21 protein-coding genes are annotated in these 18,971 nt (G+C 31.8%); 5 read left to right on the forward strand and 16 right to left on the reverse strand.

Going from position 1 to position 18,971, the window contains the following annotated elements; genetic code table 11:
* The first annotated feature begins 277 nt into the window (after positions 1-277).
* Positions 278-967 carry an MgtC/SapB family protein gene (locus COJ46_RS06070; RefSeq protein WP_097977249.1) on the forward strand — a complete coding sequence of 230 codons (690 nt, stop codon included), beginning with the start codon at positions 278-280 and terminating at the stop codon, positions 965-967.
* 69 nt (positions 968-1,036) lie between these two features.
* Positions 1,037-2,023 carry a potassium channel family protein gene (locus COJ46_RS06075; protein ID WP_286133596.1) on the forward strand — a complete coding sequence of 329 codons (987 nt, stop codon included), beginning with the start codon at positions 1,037-1,039 and terminating at the stop codon, positions 2,021-2,023.
* Positions 2,024-2,070: 47 nt separating this feature from the next.
* Here the strand turns inward: COJ46_RS06075 and COJ46_RS06080 are convergent, their stop codons facing one another.
* Positions 2,071-2,475, reverse strand: a complete 405-nt coding sequence (locus tag COJ46_RS06080) for a YugN family protein (protein ID WP_097977246.1) — start codon at positions 2,473-2,475, stop codon at positions 2,071-2,073.
* A gap of 121 nt (positions 2,476-2,596) precedes the next feature.
* A complete protein-coding gene (locus COJ46_RS06085; protein ID WP_097977244.1) occupies positions 2,597-3,949 on the reverse strand; it encodes a glucose-6-phosphate isomerase in 1,353 nt (450 codons plus the stop codon).
* Between the two features lie 203 nt (positions 3,950-4,152).
* Between COJ46_RS06085 and COJ46_RS06090 the strand changes: the two genes are divergently transcribed.
* Complete coding sequence (locus COJ46_RS06090; protein WP_056468643.1) at positions 4,153-4,386, forward strand: DUF378 domain-containing protein; 234 nt, start codon at positions 4,153-4,155, stop codon at positions 4,384-4,386.
* Between the two features lie 74 nt (positions 4,387-4,460).
* Here the strand turns inward: COJ46_RS06090 and COJ46_RS06095 are convergent, their stop codons facing one another.
* Positions 4,461-4,847 (reverse strand): CvfD/Ygs/GSP13 family RNA-binding post-transcriptional regulator, encoded by a 387-nt coding sequence (locus COJ46_RS06095; RefSeq protein ID WP_056468646.1) that lies wholly within the window; start codon positions 4,845-4,847, stop codon positions 4,461-4,463.
* A 322-nt stretch (positions 4,848-5,169) separates the two neighbouring features.
* Here COJ46_RS06095 and COJ46_RS06100 point away from each other — a divergent pair, with 322 nt between their 5' ends.
* Entirely contained in the window at positions 5,170-6,006 is an 837-nt protein-coding gene (locus COJ46_RS06100) for an alpha/beta fold hydrolase (RefSeq protein WP_286133595.1), read from the forward strand.
* Positions 6,007-6,045: 39 nt separating this feature from the next.
* Here the strand turns inward: COJ46_RS06100 and COJ46_RS06105 are convergent, their stop codons facing one another.
* The 6 genes from COJ46_RS06105 to kapD all read right to left on the reverse strand — a co-directional run bounded on the left by COJ46_RS06105 (position 6,046) and on the right by kapD (position 11,764).
* Positions 6,046-7,449 (reverse strand): sensor histidine kinase, encoded by a 1,404-nt coding sequence (locus tag COJ46_RS06105; RefSeq protein WP_286133594.1) that lies wholly within the window; start codon positions 7,447-7,449, stop codon positions 6,046-6,048.
* Positions 7,446-8,120, reverse strand: a complete 675-nt coding sequence (locus COJ46_RS06110; protein WP_097977240.1) for a response regulator transcription factor — start codon at positions 8,118-8,120, stop codon at positions 7,446-7,448. Before COJ46_RS06110 ends, COJ46_RS06105 begins: the two co-directional genes overlap by 4 nt.
* Positions 8,113-9,099, reverse strand: coding sequence for a YncE family protein (locus tag COJ46_RS06115; RefSeq protein ID WP_097977238.1), 987 nt, complete (start codon positions 9,097-9,099; stop codon positions 8,113-8,115). Before COJ46_RS06115 ends, COJ46_RS06110 begins: the two co-directional genes overlap by 8 nt.
* A gap of 110 nt (positions 9,100-9,209) precedes the next feature.
* A complete protein-coding gene (locus tag COJ46_RS06120; RefSeq protein ID WP_097977236.1) occupies positions 9,210-9,956 on the reverse strand; it encodes a FixH family protein in 747 nt (248 codons plus the stop codon).
* Positions 9,957-10,170: 214 nt separating this feature from the next.
* Positions 10,171-10,353 (reverse strand): hypothetical protein, encoded by a 183-nt coding sequence (locus tag COJ46_RS06125; RefSeq protein WP_069034802.1) that lies wholly within the window; start codon positions 10,351-10,353, stop codon positions 10,171-10,173.
* A 790-nt stretch (positions 10,354-11,143) separates the two neighbouring features.
* The gene (kapD, locus tag COJ46_RS06130) at positions 11,144-11,764 is read right to left on the reverse strand and encodes a 3'-5' exonuclease KapD (RefSeq protein WP_069034803.1); all 621 of its coding nucleotides are present in this window, start codon (positions 11,762-11,764) and stop codon (positions 11,144-11,146) included.
* Positions 11,765-12,005: 241 nt separating this feature from the next.
* Here kapD and COJ46_RS06135 point away from each other — a divergent pair, with 241 nt between their 5' ends.
* A complete protein-coding gene (locus COJ46_RS06135; RefSeq protein ID WP_097976380.1) occupies positions 12,006-13,877 on the forward strand; it encodes a transglycosylase domain-containing protein in 1,872 nt (623 codons plus the stop codon).
* 51 nt (positions 13,878-13,928) lie between these two features.
* Here COJ46_RS06135 and COJ46_RS06140 read toward each other — a convergent pair whose 3' ends face one another.
* The 7 genes from COJ46_RS06140 to COJ46_RS06170 form a co-directional block, all read right to left on the reverse strand.
* Positions 13,929-14,486 carry a DUF5366 family protein gene (locus COJ46_RS06140; protein WP_097976379.1) on the reverse strand — a complete coding sequence of 186 codons (558 nt, stop codon included), beginning with the start codon at positions 14,484-14,486 and terminating at the stop codon, positions 13,929-13,931.
* Between the two features lie 279 nt (positions 14,487-14,765).
* The gene (locus COJ46_RS06145) at positions 14,766-15,152 is read right to left on the reverse strand and encodes a PaaI family thioesterase (protein WP_286133563.1); all 387 of its coding nucleotides are present in this window, start codon (positions 15,150-15,152) and stop codon (positions 14,766-14,768) included.
* A gap of 213 nt (positions 15,153-15,365) precedes the next feature.
* Complete coding sequence (locus COJ46_RS06150) at positions 15,366-15,827, reverse strand: SRPBCC family protein (protein WP_097976377.1); 462 nt, start codon at positions 15,825-15,827, stop codon at positions 15,366-15,368.
* A gap of 3 nt (positions 15,828-15,830) precedes the next feature.
* Entirely contained in the window at positions 15,831-16,478 is a 648-nt protein-coding gene (locus tag COJ46_RS06155; RefSeq protein WP_286133562.1) for a 3D domain-containing protein, read from the reverse strand.
* Positions 16,479-16,568: 90 nt separating this feature from the next.
* A complete protein-coding gene (locus tag COJ46_RS06160; protein WP_286133565.1) occupies positions 16,569-16,886 on the reverse strand; it encodes a YuiB family protein in 318 nt (105 codons plus the stop codon).
* Positions 16,887-16,980: 94 nt separating this feature from the next.
* A complete protein-coding gene (locus COJ46_RS06165; RefSeq protein ID WP_097976373.1) occupies positions 16,981-17,460 on the reverse strand; it encodes an NUDIX domain-containing protein in 480 nt (159 codons plus the stop codon).
* 189 nt (positions 17,461-17,649) lie between these two features.
* Entirely contained in the window at positions 17,650-18,867 is a 1,218-nt protein-coding gene (locus COJ46_RS06170) for an NAD(P)/FAD-dependent oxidoreductase (RefSeq protein WP_141437789.1), read from the reverse strand.
* Positions 18,868-18,971 lie beyond the last annotated feature (104 nt).

Below are 18,971 nucleotides of genomic sequence, written 5' to 3' on the forward strand. Positions count from 1 at the left end.
TAGTTTTCAAAGTTCACTTCGTCGCGTCATTTGCGACTTTTTCATATTAACATCTCTTCAACAGCGAGTCAACATTTTTTTTATTTTTTATTACTTCATTTCGTTTTTTGTCGAACCATCTTGGCGACGTATATAAATATAACATCCCATTTAGATTATGACAAGCCCTTTTTTTCATTTTTTTTATAAATGATAAAAAAATTTATATATAGTACGAAGGAAGTGTAATAGGCAATGTCGAATTAGCCATAAACTATATAGAAAAGGGGTTTAGAAAATGGATCTACAACCAGATATCCTCATAAAATTACTAGTATCAGCAATGTTAGGTTCCGTTATCGGTTTAGAAAGAGAGTTAAAAAGAAAACCTCTTGGATTAAAAACATGCCTTGTTATTTCAATAATGAGTTGCCTATTAACAATTGTTTCTATTAGTTCTGCCTTTTCATTTCATGGGAGTGATTATTTAAATATAACCATGGATCCGTTACGTTTACCGGCTCAAATAGTATCAGGAATCGGCTTCGTTGGAGCTGGTGTAATTCTCCGAAGAGGTAATGATACAATAGCCGGATTAACAACAGCTGCTATGATTTGGGGCGCATCGGGTATCGGAATAATTGTTGGAGCTGGCTTTTACGCAGAGGCATTAGCAGGTGTAGGCTTATTAATAATAAGTGTAGAATTAATTCCTTACCTAATTAACAAGCTTGGTCCTAAAAGATTAAAAGAAAGAGATATAAGTTTGAAGCTAACAGTATTAGGAAGCGAAAATATAAATATTGTCATTGATCAAATTACCGCTCAGGATATTACAGTTAAAAACATTAAAATAAAAGGATTAAATAATGATGAACATTATGTCCAAATGAAATTATTAGTGTTTAATAAACGAAGAACGACAGAAATTTATTATGATATTGAACAAATTGAAAACATCCGTGGAATTGAAATAGAAAGTATATAGTAGTGATAAGTTATTACTTATTGGTAAAAATAAGTGTTACGAAATTGCGATGGAGGAATAAGCTTGAAAGTGTTTCGTAACCAACCTATCTATTTTAAATCCTATACACTATTAAAAATTACATTAATTTTATTATCGATGATTGCTATTTTCGGATCAATCATCCATTTCGCTGAGCCATTTACTTTTCCTACTGTTTGGGACGGTATGTGGTGGTCAATAGTAACTACATTTACAGTAGGTTACGGTGATTACGTACCTCTATCTCCAGTTGGACGTTTTTTTGCAGTTATATTAATTTTACTTGGTACTGGATTTGGTTCTTATTATATGATTTCATTCACAGCACAAACATTTAGGAACCAGGACGCGGATTTTAGAGGTGCACTTACATTTACGAAAAAGAACCATATTATAATAGTAGGTTGGAATGAACGAGTTAAAAATGTTATTAAACAACTACGTGCATCTTCAAACCAGGTCTATATTGTATTAATTGATGAAAGCTTAGAGTTATTACCTTCTGATTTAGAAAAAGTGCACTTTGTAAAAGGCTCTGCTTCCAATGACTCGGTTTTAGAAAGAGCAAATATAAAATTTGCTAAAACAATCTTAATTACGGCTGATCAAAATAAAAATGAGCAAGATGCTGATATGCAAACAATTTTAACAATCATCGCCACAAAAGGTCTCAACCAATCAATTAACTGTATCGCAGAAATCTTAACCAAAAATCAAGTTATTAACGCAAATCGAGCTGGCGCCAATGAAATCATTGAAGCGCATTTGTTAACTTCCTTTGTAATGTCAGGTTCGATTATGCATAGAGGATATTCAGATGTTGTACTTAAGTTAACAAATCAATTAGAAAACTTTACAGTAAAAATCTTGGAAGTTGAACAAAAAATGATTGGAAAATTTTATTTCGATATTGTAGTTGAAGAATTAAACAACGATAAAATGATTATTGGAATCATTCGCGATAAACAAACAATCATCAGACCCGATAAAAGTATTAAAATTGCAAAAGATGATTTTCTTATCTTACTTACTTAACAATTGCTATCAAAAAAGAGCCAATCCAAAAGGTTTGGCTCTTTTTTTTATAAAAGTTCGTCCTCAATTCTCTTAAGAATTTCAAACCCTTTTATTTGATATTTTCTAGGAACTTTTCCATCTTTTTCAATTGGTTCTTGGAACTGGTTTAATGAACCAGTTAAATTCCCCTCTAAACCAACATTATCATCTAGCCCCTCATTATAAATATGAGTTAATAAAAAGGGAGTATCAAATTGTATAACTGCTCCATTCATATCTAACGAACCTGAAGTAACATTAAAAGGTAATCTTAAATATTGATACCCGTCATCATCCTGCATTAATAAATCAAAACTCCCATGATCATATTCCCAGTTTGCTCCAATTACAAATCCATGATTTTTTAATTTCCCCTCAATATCATTAAGCGGAAATATTGCATTCTCTAATTTTGTTTTTAAAGGATACATGCTTTTCTCCTCCTTTTTCAATAGTATTTTCTTATTAAGTAAAAACATGAATATTAATTTGTAATTTCAATAAAAAAACCGCTGTTAAAGTAAATTTAACAACGGTCCTTTTGTCTTTATATTATTTTAAGCGTTCTTCTAATTGCATTTTTAGTTCTTCAAATCCTGGTTTACCTAATAATGCAAACATGTTTTTCTTGTATGCTTCAACACCTGGTTGATCAAACGGATTTACACCAAGTAAATATCCACTCATCGCACAAGCTAGTTCAAAGAAGTATACTGTATAACCGAAAGTATACTCATCTAATTTTGGTAATGAAACAATTAGATTTGGTACTCCACCGTCAGCATGAGCTAATATTGTACCTTCAAAAGCTTTTTTATTAACAAAATCTACAGTTTTACCCGCAAGATAATTTAATCCGTCAGAGTCGTTATCCTCAAGTTCAATTGTTAATTCATGGCGAGGATTTTCAACAGATAAAACTGTTTCAAATAAATCACGTCGACCTTCTTGTACATATTGTCCAAGAGAATGTAAATCTGTTGAGAAGTTTGCTGAAGATGGATAGATCCCTTTTTGGTCTTTCCCTTCACTCTCTCCAAATAATTGCTTCCACCATTCTCCAAAGTATTGTAAAGATGGTTCGTAGTTAACAAGCATCTCAATTGTTTTACCTTTGTTATATAAAACATTTCGAACAACTGCATATTGATATGCTTGATTATCTTCTAATTCTGAAGAGTTGTATTCTCTATATGCATCTTGTGCACCCTTCATCATTTGTTCAATATCAATACCCGCTGCAGCAATTGGTAATAAACCAACTGCAGTTAATACTGAATAACGTCCACCTACATCGTCAGGAATAACAAATGTTTCATATCCCTTTTCATCAGCAACCGTTTTTAATGCCCCGCGTGCTTTATCAGTTGTAGCATAAATACGATGTTTAGCTTCTTCAACACCATATTTTTCTTCTAACAGCTTTCTAAAAATACGGAATGCAATAGCTGGTTCAGTAGTTGTCCCAGATTTTGAGATAACATTAATAGAAAAATCCTTATCCTTTAAAACTTGAATTAAATCCTGCATATATGTAGAACTAATATTATTTCCTACGAAGAAAACTTGAGGTGCTTTTCTTTCTTCTTTAGAAGCAATATTAAAAAATGAATGTTGTAACATTTCAATTGCAGCGCGTGCACCTAAATAAGATCCACCGATACCAATTACTAAAAGAACGTCTGAATCTGATTTAATTTTCTCTGCTGCTTTTTGAATTCGAGAAAATTCTTCTTTGTCATAGTCATTAGGTAACTCTACCCATCCTAGATAGTCGCTACCTGCTCCTGTTTTTTCATGAATTGTATGGTGAAATAATTTCACTGCATCCCTTAAATATGATATTTCATGATCTTGAAAAAACATTTTTGCTTTTGAATAGTCAAATTTAATATGAGAAGTCATACATCAAACCTCCTTAAATAGTTGTAATACCTTTACAATGTACCTAATTAAATAATTGAAAGCAAGTAAATGCAATTATATTTATGTGAAAAAATTAACAAAAACTTCAAAGATTTTTCTTCTTATAATTATTTTTGAGTACATAAACAAAAACAATTGAGGAAAGCTATGTTAGAAGGTCATAAAAAAGGAGGTTAACCTATATGAGTACATTACAACGTATTGCACTTATTTTTACAATTATTGGGGCTATAAACTGGGGTTTAATTGGATTTTTTCAATTTGATTTAGTTGCAGCAATTTTTGGTGGTGCAGATTCTGCATTTGCTCGAATTATTTATGGTATCGTTGGTATTTCAGGATTAATTAACCTTGGCTTATTATTTAAACCTTCAGAAGAGCTAGGAACACATCCTGAAACAAATGAAGTTAGATAAATCGCAGACGAAATTAGTCTCTTTTGTATCTATACTTTTCTAAGAATTAAAAAGGAAGGGTATCCCCTTCCTTTTTAATTCGTCATATTTTCTTTCTTCATCTCAACGCGAAGCCATTCATTTAATTTTTTATGCAGGGTGCTAAATCCATCTGGTTTAAGCTCTCTTAATAGTCTAGCTGCATGTTTTAAGTTCTCGTCACCATTAAATCCTTGATCGATACTTGCTCCTTTTAAAGACAAACTTATTTTTCCTGTCATCTCATCAATAGACAGTACACGTACATTTACTAATTGCCCAACAGAAATATAGTCTCGAATATCGCGAACATATCCATTAATAATTTCGGAAATATGTACTAGTCCTTGTGTTTGGTGATCAAGTGAAATAAAGGCACCATACGTTTGAATCCCTGTTACTTTACCAGTGTAAACTTTTCCAATATTGTAGTTTTGTGCCATTCAAAACACTCCTAATTTTCGTTCAATTCCACTAACTAAATTTTAGCACACACAGACCAACTTTTAAAGTTTGCTTACTACTCATAAATGGCACTTCTTTTCTAAAATCCCTTTACTTATTATAGTCACTTTAAAGGTTGGGCTATTTCAATTATTTTAAATAAATACTTTGTCTCTATTAGAATTGACGAAAAACTTATAATTTAAAAGTATTTTAGCGATTTGCATAACATATGGTGACATACAGAGCATTACTTAGATATAGAATGTATTCCTTTTGTTTGGACATAATAATCCAAAAACTTAAAGGAGAGTTTGGATGATGAATCATTCTAGAACAATGCAGTCAACATATAAGGTTTCTGGACTTGATGTTTATTATGAACTTTACGGATACCATAATAGCAATAAGCAAGATTCAAAAGTATTTGTATTAATTCACGGTTTTTTATCATCTTGCTTCAGTTTCCGAAGACTAATCCCTTTTATCTCAAAAGATCATGTTGTTGTCGTAATTGACCTACCCCCGTTTGGTAAAAGTGGAAAACATTTAAATTTTAAATATTCGTATGATAACTTTGCGAATGTCGTAATCTCTCTTGTAAATCATTTAAATTTACAAAACATTTATTTAGTCGGACATTCTATGGGTGGGCAAATTGCTTTATATGTAACAAAGAAAGAACCGGAGCTTGTTAAAAAAGTGATTTTATTATGTAGTTCTGGTTATTTAGGAAGGGCAAATCCACATTTAATTATTTCATCTTATTTTCCTTTTTTCTATCTATATATAAAAAGGCATTTAGCTAAACAAGGCATTATGAATTCACTAATTTCAGTTGTTCATGATCAGAAGTTAATCGATGATGAGATGATAAACGGATACAAGGAACCTTTTTTACAAGATGAAATTTTTAGAGCATTAACAAAGATGATTCGTGATCGAGAAGGTGATTTAAGTCCTGAAGATTTACAAAATATATCTGTACCTACTCTATTAATTTGGGGTGAAAAAGATAAAGTAGTTCCATTAGAAGTAGGCGAAAGATTGCATCGTGATTTAAGATACTCAACTTTATATACTTATCCAGAGGCAGGACACTTAATTCCTGAAGAAATTCCTGAACATATTTATGAACGTATTTCAAATTTTGTATAAAAAAAAGAGTCCTCGAACCTGGACTCTTTTTCACATTTATTATATTTCAATTATCGGCAAAGTAATAATAACCTTCAAGCCTTTGCCATCTATATTCATAAATTTTATCTTACCATTGTGTTGGTCAATAATATGCTTTACGATAGCAAGTCCTAATCCAGTTCCACCTTCGTTTCTAGATCTTGCTTTATCGACTCGATAAAATCTTTCTCCTAAATGTGGAATCTCTTCAGATGGAATTCCCTTTCCTTCATCTAAAATTTCCAACGTAACTTGTTTATCTTGAAATAGTGTAATATAAATCGTTTTACCTATAGGTGTGTAACGAATTGAGTTATCAAGTAAATTGTGGATTACCTGTTGAAAACGATCTGGGTCAACATTTGCGATAATCGTCTCATCTAAATTCTTTTGAATTTTAATATTCCGTTTAATAAGAATCTGAGAATATGTTTCGATTGTATCTTCAATTAGCTGAGCAATTACATTAGGTTCTTGACTAAGTGGAAATTGCTGACCATCTAATGTGGCCAAGTCAAGTAAATCTCTAACTAATCTTTGCATCCGACTAGCCTCTTTCTGAATGATACCAACATATTTTAGTTGTTGTTCTTGTTTTATTACACCATCTAAAATTGCTTCACTATATCCCTTAACATAACTTAACGGCGTTCTTAATTCATGAGAAACATTGGCTAAAAACTCTTTTCTATTTTCATCTTCTTTTTGTAAAGAATCAGACATCGAGTTAAACGCAGTAGCTAATTTTCCTATTTCATCACCACTATTGTAGTGTATACGTTCGGTGTAATCACCATTTGCCATTTTATAAGATATTTGCTCCATTCTTGATAAAGGCTTAATCATTTGTTTTATTATACTTCTACCAATTAAAAGAATAATGAAAGCAAATAACAATGTACTAATCGTAAAGATCCATTTTGATTGTTGGATTAATTCAGTAACACTCCTTAAAGGTAAGTGTAAATAAATAATTCCTTCAAGTTTTTCTTTTTTTACAACCGGAACAACGACACCGATAATTTGATGCTTAAATCTTTTTTCAAATCCTGTCTTCGTAATCACTTTTCCTTTTAATAAAGTTTCACGATCATCTTCAGTAATGAAAGATTGGTGGCTTACATTATAAGGGATACATGCACTTAAATCTCTTGGATTACTAATAAATAAAACATTGGCATTTGAAACAGCATCAAATTTTGAAACAAACTCTGAAAAGTCACTAACATTATTCGTTTTATGATAATGTTTTACTAAACTTGTACCTTCTTGGATTAAAGTGGAACGAACATATGAAACATATAATTGCTTATATGCAAACTGAAACATTAAAAAGAAAAAGATTGTTGTACAAATTACGATTAAACAAATCGTTAACCAAAGTTTTTGTAAAAACGATAAAGAATAGAGTAATTTCCTCATCCGTTTATCCCAAATTTATACCCTACACCCCAAACCGTAGAAATATAATCTGCATCCTGTCCTAATTTAATTCTTAATGTTTTTATATGTGTATCAACTGTTCTAGCTGTACCAAAATAATCGAAACCCCAAACCTTTTCTAAAATTTGTTCGCGGCTAAAAACGTGGTCTTGGTTCTTACAAAAGAAAAGAAGCAAATCATATTCTTTTAAAGTAAGTGATAAAGGTTTGTCTGATACAAAAGCATTCCTAGACTTTTCATTTATTTTGATTTGGCCAATCTGTAAAACGGAAGCATCCGAATTTTTCGTTCTTCTTAAAACTGCATCTACTCTTGCAATTAATTCTCCAGGACTAAATGGTTTTACGATATAATCATCCGCTCCCATTTTCAATCCATTTACCTTATCCCACTCTTCACCTTTTGCTGTCAAGAAAATCACAGGTACATTTGATGTTTCTCTAATCTTTTTACAAAGGGTCCATCCATCCATTATCGGCATCATTATATCTAAAATTAATAAATCATAGTTTGATTGACTTATTTTTGACAATGCGCTCTCACCATTGTTTGCTTCGTCCCAACTATATCCACTATTTTCTAAATACATTCCAACCAATTGGCAAATTTCTTGTTCATCATCAACAATTAATATCTTTCTTTCAATCATGACGAATGCCCTCTCTTAACAATAATTGAAAAGGTCCTCTTCCTACTGCAACTTCTTTTTCAATTTTCATCGTTGTCGTATTTATTTGGTACAGCTTATTTAAATCATAGCTAGCTGCATACGCAGTATGTTTAAAGCCAATAGCCGTATATGGATTCGATCCAACTTCAATAAACTTAGTCTGTTTAGCTACATTCGGATTTAACTTATAAATTTGATTGGTTCCATGGGCAATCGTAAACAATCCATCTTCATTTTGAAAAAACGAAATAGGCATTAATGGCGTATGAAGAGACTTTTGTTGCTTACCAGTAATAGTTGAATATACTTTTACGTCCTCATTTTCCTCTTCACCATTTCCATGTCCCCCAACATATAGTTCAGATGAATCTTTGTTTAAAATTAAGCCTACCGATGTGTACGGCACTTCGATTGTTTGTTCAATATTAAAACTACTTAAGTTTATCCCAATTACTTTTCGTTCGTTAAACAAGCTAACATATAATCTATGATGAATCGTATCTTCAACCATCGAAATTGGATTTCTACCTATTTTAATTTTTTTAAGAACCTTACCCTTACGATTTAAAAATGTAATGTTATTCTTTTTTCCATTCGTTACAGCAATCACCCGATTACTTTTCAAAGAAATTATATTTGTAATACCAGTACCAACGTTCCAACTATCGACATGGTCCCCTGTTGAAAGATGATAAATATCTATTTTTGGATTTGTTGGATGATATACGGCAATATCTTCTCCGTCTTGTAATAATACTGCTCCACTTACATCTCTATTTAAATTCCAATCTGTTACTTTATGTAAGTCCTCTAAATTTAGAAAAGTTAAGCTTCCCACTTTTTTATTTACTGAAATAAGGACATTTTCCGAATCCTTAATGTGTGACATTTTATTTGGCACACAGCCAGTACAAAATAAGAAAAGTAAAATCGTGCTGAAGATCGAAATCTTTCTCAAAATATTCACCCCCATAAAAGCGATATCAGTCAGTAGCTCTTGACTTCAAGCTTTTATATAAAAGAGGCTATCCTTCTATTCATCAAAGATAGGATAGCCTTCATTATTATTTAATTTACTGTGACTTCTTTTTCAGTATGGTCATGTAGTTCTTCTTTTTCAACATGAACCTTTACTGTATTTGTTCCTTTTTCTTTAAAAGTATACTTAACTTCATATTCGCCTGGTGCAGCTTCTTTTGCATCAGTATAGTCATGCTTTCCTTGCTCATCTTTCCATGTTTCAATTCGTACGTTCGCTTTTTCTAGCGGTTTTCCATCATTCGTCATAAGATGAATCGTAAATAGATTTTCTTTATTTGCATCTATATTTTCAGTACCCATTAAATGAATCATTACATCGCCATGATGATCATCTCCACTGTGAGCTTCATGCTCACTCTTTTCACCATTACTATTACTAGTTGCGGTAGTAGTTTGAACTTTAAAATCCTTTTTAGGCATTGAATGTTGATCCCTAGCAGTAACATGGGCAATTACATAGTAATCTCCTGGATCAGTAAATTTGTATGTAGCTGAATAAATACCATCTGCACCATTTTTTGCATCAAGCATGGCAATACTATCTTCACCATTTTTACCAATTTCAAATTGAACTTCATCAGCGTCAGAAACAGCTTTATTATTTTGACTAACTTCAGCACGTATTGTAATTTCTTTATTTAAATTTATATCGGATGTCGGCAGAAGTATATTTACATCAACTGGTTTTTCAACTACTGGTTCCTTCTTCTTCTCATTAGAACATCCTGCAGTAATCATCATGCTTACAATTAATAGACTTAGTAGTTTTTTCATATGTATTTCCTCCTAAGATTCTGCTAAATTAAACAGATCTTAAATTTTAGATCGATAAAGTTAATGTTTTAAACGCGCTTTGCTGAGCAGATTTGAATTAGTCTATTTAGCTAATAAATTCACAAAAATAAATCTATCACAGAAATGTGATAAAAATGTGATGTAATTCCAAAAAAAAGAGACCTTCCTTAGTAAGTCCCCATTTTGAATTATTTTATTCACGTAATGATTTTTTTTCTTTTGATTCCATTAATTCTGTTATACGCTTTTCTTCTTTCAGCGATGCCTTTTTAATTAAGTAAAAAGTAATAAATGCACCTATCATAAAAATGATTAATGAAATAACGGCAGGTATATACTCTGTTTTATCTTCAGGAAAATATAAAAACTCCATCATAGTCCCATCACTCCCACTGCCAATTATACAAAGTATTCTTTAATAATCAAAGAAAAATGAGGTATTGGTCGAGAGATTTTTTATTGATAGTTAAGATACTAATGATTTTCTATTTGTAATCCAATGGTAAGTGAAACTCATGAACGACTTATACATCAAAAAATATTGAAAACATTTAATTTAACTCCATTATTCGCACTTATAAAATATGTCAGTGAATTAGGATCTTAACTTCAGAATCTCTCTTTCAACAACATAAAATGGTCAAAAGGTAAAACGGACATTAAATGACCATTTATTTAATGAAGAAATTATTTTTTTTTGGATGATTTATTAACGGTTTTAAATGTTACTATGTTTGAGCAATTTCATGATTCCAATAACACTAGTAAGTTTTTTTCAGAAGTTAATAATATTATGAGCTTATTTTTAGTAAAACAAATTCAATTGATTAGTTTAATTAATGCTCACATATTAATTGACCTACAAGCAATTAATATACAACTCTTAGAATACTCTAAGTAAAGGCTATTTGATTAGGTTTTGTTGCAGACTTTTTTTGATGAATAAGTTGATTGGAACGGAGGGATGCTCGACTCCTATGGGATTAGCGGGAAGGCTGAGACCCCGCAGGCGGCGCCGAGGAGGCTCAGGTCTCGCCCCATGGAAAGCGAGCATCCTGTAGTGGAAATCAACATCACTCTACTCCTTTTCGAAAATTTGCTAATTTAATTGACATGGTTGTTATTCAACAAAATAAAAAACCAACTGATTTAAAATCAATTGGTTTTTAGTATGAAGATATTCTTTTCTTTAGTAACGAGAAATCAATTAAGTCTCCTAAAGTCGCTGGTGCAGGTTTTTTCATGTATTGCTTATCTTTTTCTACTAATTTATAAATATGATATGTTGTTAATGCATCGTCTAGTGCTTTGTGGTGATTTCCAGTTCCATCTTTTCCATACTCTTTCATTGCGTTCCAAAGGCCAGTTTGATTTTGGTTACCGAAGAAGGTTTTATACTCAAGACATAAGTCTCTTACTTCCCCATGAATTGGGAATGAAATATTCGCAGCCTCGCAATTATGTTTTAATACTCTCATATCCATGTTGCCCCAAGTAATCACTGTGGTTCTATAGTTTTTTGTCGCTTCATTTAATATTTCTCCAAGTTCTTTTAACTGTATTCCATGGTCAACATTTTCTTGAGAGATATTTAGAAACCTTTTACATCTTGAGGATAACGTTGGAAATTGCAGCGGTTTAACAAATGAAGAATATGTTTGATTAATCTCATCATTAATGACACTTACAAAACCAACTTCAATGATTTCCGGAAAAAATTTAATTCCTTTTGATTTTCCATCGGGCATTGTAAATTCAAAATCAATAAACAGGAACTGCTCTTTCATTTCCTCACCTCCAGAAAAATAAATTTTCTGATTTTTATTTATTGTCTTATATGATTAACGAATATTCAAGTAAGACAAATTGCCTATTTTCAACTTTATTCCTTATTTTATTAATACAACCAATTTGTGTAAAAAATAACATAAGATACCCATCAAGATGAAAAATCGTGTTAAAATAATATCGTTCGTTTAATTTTTTCTTTAAACGAATTAAAAAATAGAAAGTATATAGAGGGCTATTATGAAAAAAATTATTGGATTTATTATTATTATAATAAGCTTTCTTGTCTTTTATTTCACATCTCAGCAAGCTATGATGGCATATGAGACTTCAAAACATATTCCCCAAAAAAAGGTAGAAGAACTGCCTGTTGTTTCTTTATCACAGAACAGTGTTTTTTATGATCGAAATAATAATCCTTTTTATATTCCTGCTTCTGGTGATAATAGAATTAATTTAAAAAGCGGTGATATTCCGCAACTAGTAAAAGATATCTTTATTTCTACCGAAGATCGATATTTTTATACACATAAAGGTATTGATTTATTTGGAGTTGCTAGGGCATTTATGGTGAATGTTTCGAATAGTGGAATAGAACAGGGAGCTAGTACAATTACTCAGCAACTTGCAAGAAACTTATATTTAACTCAAGCACGTACAGTCGAACGCAAAATAAAAGAGATTCAAATCTCTTTACAACTTGAAAAGCAGTATTCTAAAGATGAAATTTTAGAAATGTACATTAATACAATTTATTTTGCAAATCGAAACTATGGAATTGAAGCTGCAAGTAAAGCATATTTTAGCAAATCGGCAAAAGATTTGAGTATTGCTCAAACAGCTTTCGTATGTACAATTCCAAATAACCCAACTTTATATGATCCTTTGAAAAACTTTAATAATGCTAAAAAGCGTCAAGAAAGAATTTTAGGTATACTTAGAGATCAGGGAAAAATCACTGAACAACAGTATACTGCTGCTATGAAAGAAAAAATTACGCTAAAGAAAGATAGTAAAACACAGGAATATCCTGATTACTATTCTTACGTAGATTCTGAACTGAAGAGTATTTTAGCTGGTAAAAAAGGAAAATTTAATACTAGCAAGCTATCAGCAGCACAACAAACTGAATTAAAAAAATTAAAAACTGTTCAAGAGAGAGCATTATATTTACAAAATCAAGGCTTAAAAGTCTATACAAGCTTAAGTCCTTCAGTACAACAAGCGACAGTTAACGCAGTTAATCGAGGAACGCTTTCAACAAATACACAGGGCGCAGCAGTTGTAATAAGAAATGATACACATGAAATTATTGCTATTTCTGGTGGAAGAAACTATGAACCTCACAATCTAAATCGAGCATTCCAATCATATAGACAGCCAGGTTCAACAATTAAACCATTACTAGTTTATGCACCATATATCGAAACCTTTGGTGCTACACCAGATACAAAAGTAAACGCAGATAACTACTGTAAAGGCACGTATTGTCCTAAAAATGATAGTAAAAAAGAATACGGGGATGTAACTATACGTACTGCTATGCAGAACTCATTTAATACGGCTGCAGTTCGATTATATGAGCAACTTACACCACGTGTAGGTTATTCATACTTAGATAAGTTTGGGTTTAGAACGATTACAAATGAAGACCGTGTAGAGCTAGGTCGTGCTCTTGGTGGCTTCAATGTCGGTATGTCACCATTAGAAATGGCAGATGCATACTCTACATTTGGAAACAATGGGGTATTTTATGAAAATACCGCTATAAAAAAAATCACGTTAAGAGATGGTACCGTATTATACGATAATGAACCTAAAGCAATTCGTGTTTACAATCCATCAACAAACGAAACGATGAGAAGCATGTTAAACTCTGTAGTAAAAGATGGTACGGCTAAACATATCTATATGCCGTTAAACTATATTGGCGGTAAAACAGGTACAACTAACGATAATACGAATCTATGGTTCATGGGGTTAACTTCAAATTATACAATTGGTACGTGGATTGGTAATGATAAACAAAGAATCCCAATTCCTAAAAACTATTCTTATCCACCTACTCAACGCATATGGCAAAATATCGTTGTGAATGGCCAATTATATTAATCTATAAACAAAAAAGTAGCACTTTTGAGATACTCAAAAGTGCTACTTTTTTTAAAATGGCATTGATGTTTTAAATTTAGCTAGAACTGTAAAAGCGCCATATACAACTCCGCTTCCTACTAATCCCCAAACGATTAATTGGATCATTATAAAACCAATGATCCCTACAATTGTATAGTTAGATCTTTGCTTTATTAAAAATAAAATATAAAATGCAATTACTGATACTATTAAAATAATAGCAATATACACTAAAGATTTATTTAAAAAGATAGCAATTAATCCACCTATTAAAAAGACGAAAGAATATTTCTTTGTTGCTAATAAGTCTACTCCTTCATTGTCCTTTGAGAATAGTAGTAGCGCAAATTGCCAGATCATATCAGAAATTAATTTGAATCCACTCAAAACTAAATAGAAAAGAAATGCTATACCTAGAAATGTAAGGATTCTAATTTCCTTCTCTGGAAGTAGATCTGTAAGTGGTTGTAGAATACCAGATACTGATAAAAAGTTTATAGTCATTTGAAAGAAGTTTAATGTAATGGCGACCGTAAACATAATAATTGATAAAAGTGCATTAAAGCCTGTGTAATATATATTTTTCATCGAATGTCTCCTTTCTTCTCTATCTCAAAAATTTCTAATTCCTTAAATAGAGGATGTCTCACTTATCTTCGAAATTTTATATACACAACTTAATTATTTTACCATAAGTTTAAGATAAAATTGATGAGTTTCTATTTTTTCTTTTTAGAAATAGTCATTTTAAATTACATTTTAATATTTAAGAAACCTGACTGATCCATTTACCAAGTGTTATTACCATAATATCCTCGGTCATAAAAAAACTGCTAAATTACAATCGTAATTTAGCAGCTCTTTATGTTAATTTCGTTTATCTTTAATCGCAACTGTACATCTCGAGATACAAACTAACTGCTCATCCTCGGAGTAAATTTTTATATCCCAAACCATTGTCGTTTTACCTGTATGTACTGCAGTTCCGATTGCTGTTACGACACCGTCACGAACAGAACGTAAATGATTTGCGTTTATTTCAAGACCAAAAGCAAGTTGATTCTCTTGATCAATCATCGAAAACGTTCCTACACTCGCAACTGTTTCAGCTAAAGCAACTGAAGCACCACCGTGTAAATAACCAAACGGTTGGTGTACTTTTTCCGTTACCTCCATTTTCATCACTACTTTGCCTTCTTCAACAGACTCTATCTTCATGCCTAAAGCATGCATTAAGGTCATTTTCTCCTCCATTACGCCTCCACCTCTCCATTAAAGCTTACTCCCTTTAAACAACTCTGTTTTCGGCTTACTTGTTTGAACAAAAGATTATGTTTAACCATTTCTATTTTATTATAAAATTTTACTTATTTTAAATTCGAGATAATGAAAAGATTTTCCTTTTATTCAAAATAAATATCCTATTAACGTTGGAAACCCCTTGCTATTAATGCAAGGGGCATGTTTTTATAATACACCATCAAATCGCTTTTCTGCATATTCTTTTAAACTACTCATTTGTTTTACTACAATTCGTTTTGTGAACCAACTGAATATGAAGCCCGTCATTTTTGCTACTACTGAAGACATTTCCAAGCTACATTCATAATCTACGCGGGTTTGATTTGATTCAACAGAAAAAAAGCGATAGACCGCATCGGCTGTAAAATTAGTATGCTTTAATCGAATACCTAATTCTTTTGGCGGGCTATAAGAAATGATTTCACCATCATATTCTCGAATTTCCCCATCTTCTTCTAACTTTTGCTTAAACTTATGACCAACAGGTTTTTCTCTGTTAAAATTTTCGTCATACTTATTCTCTATGAAACCATCCATCCACTTTTTTAAATGCTCATCTGAATCAACAACTTCAAAAACAGCTTCAATTGGTGCATTAATTGTTAAGCTATAATTTATTTTTTCCATAATCTATTCTCCAATTTGATTCTTTGATTGCTGCCTAAATACTTGTAATGAGTTTTGTTCATTCAATTCTTTAAGATCTGATTCAGTAAATCTTCCTGACCCTTGCTTTATTATATAAACAGCCAATTTCTTCTTTCCCCAATGCTCAAATACATCTCCAACAGTTTGAAAATATAAATCCAAATGATGTCCCTTTACAGCTGCACCTTTATCTGCTACCACGCCATATCCATAGCCAGGAATAAATAAAACCGTTCCTATCGGAAATACGTTTAAGTCGGCTGCAATGGTTGAAAATAAATCCCTCTTTACTTCCACACCTGAATAAGTAATTCCATATGAATGGTCTTTAGGACTTTTTCCTGTCGATTCTCTTCCAGCTGTATAGCCAGTTGCAGTAACTGTTACCTTTTTATAATTATTCCAATTCGTATTATGTTCGATGTTTTTTGCCATCGTAATCATTATGCTCTCATTTGTGATCATTTTATTTTCTTCAGCAAATACTTTATTTATTGCAATTGATTCACTAAACCAGCCTTTTATAGTAGCGACTTGAATATTTGCAAGGATTTTTAAAGAAGAAAACAAAGCAATAATGAATAAAATAGATAAAATAACACGTCTAAATAATTTTTTATTTATACCCAATGAATCATTTCACTCCTTTTCATCTTTTCATCTTTCCCTAAAACAAAAAAATTATAAAAAAAACTTTCTCATATATGAGAAAGTTAGAAGTTAGAACATTTGATATCCATTTTTTCTTAATGAAAGGATTACGACTCCTGACATAATTGCCCCTACTAAACCTGCTGTTAAAATAACAATATCACCAGTTCCTACTGCCATTAAGTTTGACTTTAATGTCTCAAAAGCGACAGTAGTATTCGTAAAATATTTTACCGTACTAATCTTGTCCACAATCATAACGATTAATAGTGGATAGATTACTACCATAAACCAAGTTGTTCGAAAAAGCATATTTGCAAGGAAACCGATTCCAAAAGCTAATACGAAAAATAACAAAATTGAAATTAGTAAAACTGGAATACTCATCACCATATAAAAAACACCCCACATTTTTTCTATATACAGTGTAAAACCTTCTTGTCCTATCGTCAATTTTTAAAAAATTCAAATTATTGAAAAATCACTTAATAAAGTGATAGGTTGTATATTGGAATTGATCTCCTGGGTTTAAACCTTTAACTACATTCATTGGTTTATTCGGCGGATTTTCAATTAAGTATTTAATTAGTAATGAAGATGTAGGATCCTTTAGTAGCTCTTCTTCAGATATAAAACGTGCATCTGATAACTCTTCTTCTTGAATCGATATCGTTGTATCATCTGCCTGTAATAAGAAAATTAACATATTATCACTAATTTCTTCGCGAATCACGCCAGTCCTAACACCTATTAAACCAATTAAAGTTGGATTTACGCCTGTTTCCTCATTAATCTCTCTTAAAACTGCTTGGTCAACAGTTTCATCTTGTTTTACAAAACCTGCTGGTAAAGACCATAAACCTTTTAAGCCACTATATTTTTTCTTTACAACTAACCATCTTCCGTTAGAGTCTTTCACTAAACCAGCTACCCCTAACCATACATTGCCCCTTTTACTCATCTATAATGACCACCTTTACGATAAAGAAAACGCGTCTATTGGCGAGCTTTTAGGTGAAGACAGAGGCGTAGTTGAACCTACACTTAATACTTAAAATTGGAAACTACGTCAACCCCCTGCTGCCAATTCACATTTAAATAATATACAAAGAAAAAGCCCGACTTACGTCGAGCTAATATCCTAATATGCTTATAGCAAGTTTAATTTACCTTTTTTAAGAACTAACATTGGTCCACCAAGTACGAATAAATAACGGTTATCAATTACTTTTTTCATAAATGAAGCCTTCCAACCAGTTAATTTTTTACCGTAAACTACGCCAATTGCATCATCATGTCCTAATGAACATACTGTACCTTTAATGTCTGGTGTGAATTCTTCTAATTCACCTTTTCCACGAACTAGTACTGCTAAGTTGTGAGCAACATTAAATCCTTGTTGAATTGCAATTTGTGCTGTTGGTGGGTATGGACGGTTACTTGCTTCGTCAATTAATAAAGCAGAGTCACCAACGATGAATACATCGTCATTTCCAGGAACACGCATATCTTTTGTAACTTTTACACGTCCACGCATAGCCTCAAAACCAGATTCCTCTACTAATGCATTTCCACGTACACCTGCAGCCCATACAACTGTTGCAGAGTTAATTTTTTCTTCTACATCACCTTTAGCAACGATGATCCCATCTTCAGTACATTCTTTAATAGCTGTACCAATTTTGAATTCTACACCTTTTTTCTCTAATTGAGAAACAGCATAGTCAACTAATTCAGGATCAAAACCTGGTAATACCATTGGTGCAGCCTCTACACAAATAATACGAACTAAATCACGATCGATATCATATTCTTTGCATAATTCTGGAACACGGTTTGCAAGTTCACCAACAAATTCAATACCAGTAAATCCAGCACCACCAACGATAATCGTTAATAACTCATCGCGCTTTTCAACTGGAGTGTTGTAGTATTTAGAGAAGCTGTAATCAATATGCTCACGAATTTGACGAGCAGCATTAATGTTAGCAATTGAGAATGCATGTTCTTTTAATCCTTTAATTCCAAAAGTCTCTGACTCAAAACCTAGTCCAACTACTAAATAATCATAGTCTAATTCGCCATTAGAAAGTAATACTTTCTTCTCTTCAGGTTTGATTTGAGTAACAGTATCTTGAATAAAGTTAATTTTATCTTGATTAATCACGTCTTTAATATCAAGACGTGTACGGTCATGGTGTAATGTACCTGCTGCATTTTCATGTAACCATGTTGCTTGGTAGTGGTAGCTGTTTTTATTTACTAGTGTAATGTCCGCTTCATTTGCAGATAATGTTTTTTGAAGTCGAGTTGCAGTAATAATTCCACCGTACCCAGCTCCAAGGATTACAATCTTAGGCTTATTCATGATATACATACCATCCTTTTAAATTATATTAAGTACCTACAATTTGCCGTAATATCTCTAAATTTATAACTAAGCTCAATAGTGAGCAATCTAACTCATTATAA

The sequence above is a fragment of the Bacillus sp. AFS077874 genome (assembly GCF_002566505.1).
In the GTDB taxonomy this organism is placed as follows: domain Bacteria; phylum Bacillota; class Bacilli; order Bacillales; family Bacillaceae_G; genus Gottfriedia.

Bases quoted from the DNA above. Each gene is read 5' to 3' on its own strand.
- COJ46_RS06150 (WP_097976377.1), bottom strand. From the start codon at position 15,827: ATGGAAAAAATAAATTATAGCTTAACAATTAATGCACCAATTGAAGCT.
- COJ46_RS06070 (WP_097977249.1), top strand. From the start codon at position 278: ATGGATCTACAACCAGATATCCTCATAAAATTACTAGTATCAGCAATG.
- COJ46_RS06120 (WP_097977236.1), bottom strand. From the start codon at position 9,956: ATGAAAAAACTACTAAGTCTATTAATTGTAAGCATGATGATTACTGCA.
- COJ46_RS06095 (WP_056468646.1), bottom strand. From the start codon at position 4,847: ATGGCACAAAACTACAATATTGGAAAAGTTTACACTGGTAAAGTAACA.
- COJ46_RS06160 (WP_286133565.1), bottom strand. From the start codon at position 16,886: ATGAGTATTCCAGTTTTACTAATTTCAATTTTGTTATTTTTCGTATTA.
- COJ46_RS06090 (WP_056468643.1), top strand. From the start codon at position 4,153: ATGAGTACATTACAACGTATTGCACTTATTTTTACAATTATTGGGGCT.
- COJ46_RS06125 (WP_069034802.1), bottom strand. From the start codon at position 10,353: ATGATGGAGTTTTTATATTTTCCTGAAGATAAAACAGAGTATATACCT.
- COJ46_RS06135 (WP_097976380.1), top strand. From the start codon at position 12,006: ATGAAAAAAATTATTGGATTTATTATTATTATAATAAGCTTTCTTGTC.
- COJ46_RS06110 (WP_097977240.1), bottom strand. From the start codon at position 8,120: ATGATTGAAAGAAAGATATTAATTGTTGATGATGAACAAGAAATTTGC.
- COJ46_RS06105 (WP_286133594.1), bottom strand. From the start codon at position 7,449: ATGAGGAAATTACTCTATTCTTTATCGTTTTTACAAAAACTTTGGTTA.
- COJ46_RS06140 (WP_097976379.1), bottom strand. From the start codon at position 14,486: ATGAAAAATATATATTACACAGGCTTTAATGCACTTTTATCAATTATT.
- COJ46_RS06080 (WP_097977246.1), bottom strand. From the start codon at position 2,475: ATGTATCCTTTAAAAACAAAATTAGAGAATGCAATATTTCCGCTTAAT.
- COJ46_RS06165 (WP_097976373.1), bottom strand. From the start codon at position 17,460: ATGAGTAAAAGGGGCAATGTATGGTTAGGGGTAGCTGGTTTAGTGAAA.
- COJ46_RS06145 (WP_286133563.1), bottom strand. From the start codon at position 15,152: ATGGAGGAGAAAATGACCTTAATGCATGCTTTAGGCATGAAGATAGAG.
- COJ46_RS06085 (WP_097977244.1), bottom strand. From the start codon at position 3,949: ATGACTTCTCATATTAAATTTGACTATTCAAAAGCAAAAATGTTTTTT.
- COJ46_RS06100 (WP_286133595.1), top strand. From the start codon at position 5,170: ATGAATCATTCTAGAACAATGCAGTCAACATATAAGGTTTCTGGACTT.
- COJ46_RS06170 (WP_141437789.1), bottom strand. From the start codon at position 18,867: ATGAATAAGCCTAAGATTGTAATCCTTGGAGCTGGGTACGGTGGAATT.
- kapD (WP_069034803.1), bottom strand. From the start codon at position 11,764: ATGAAAGAGCAGTTCCTGTTTATTGATTTTGAATTTACAATGCCCGAT.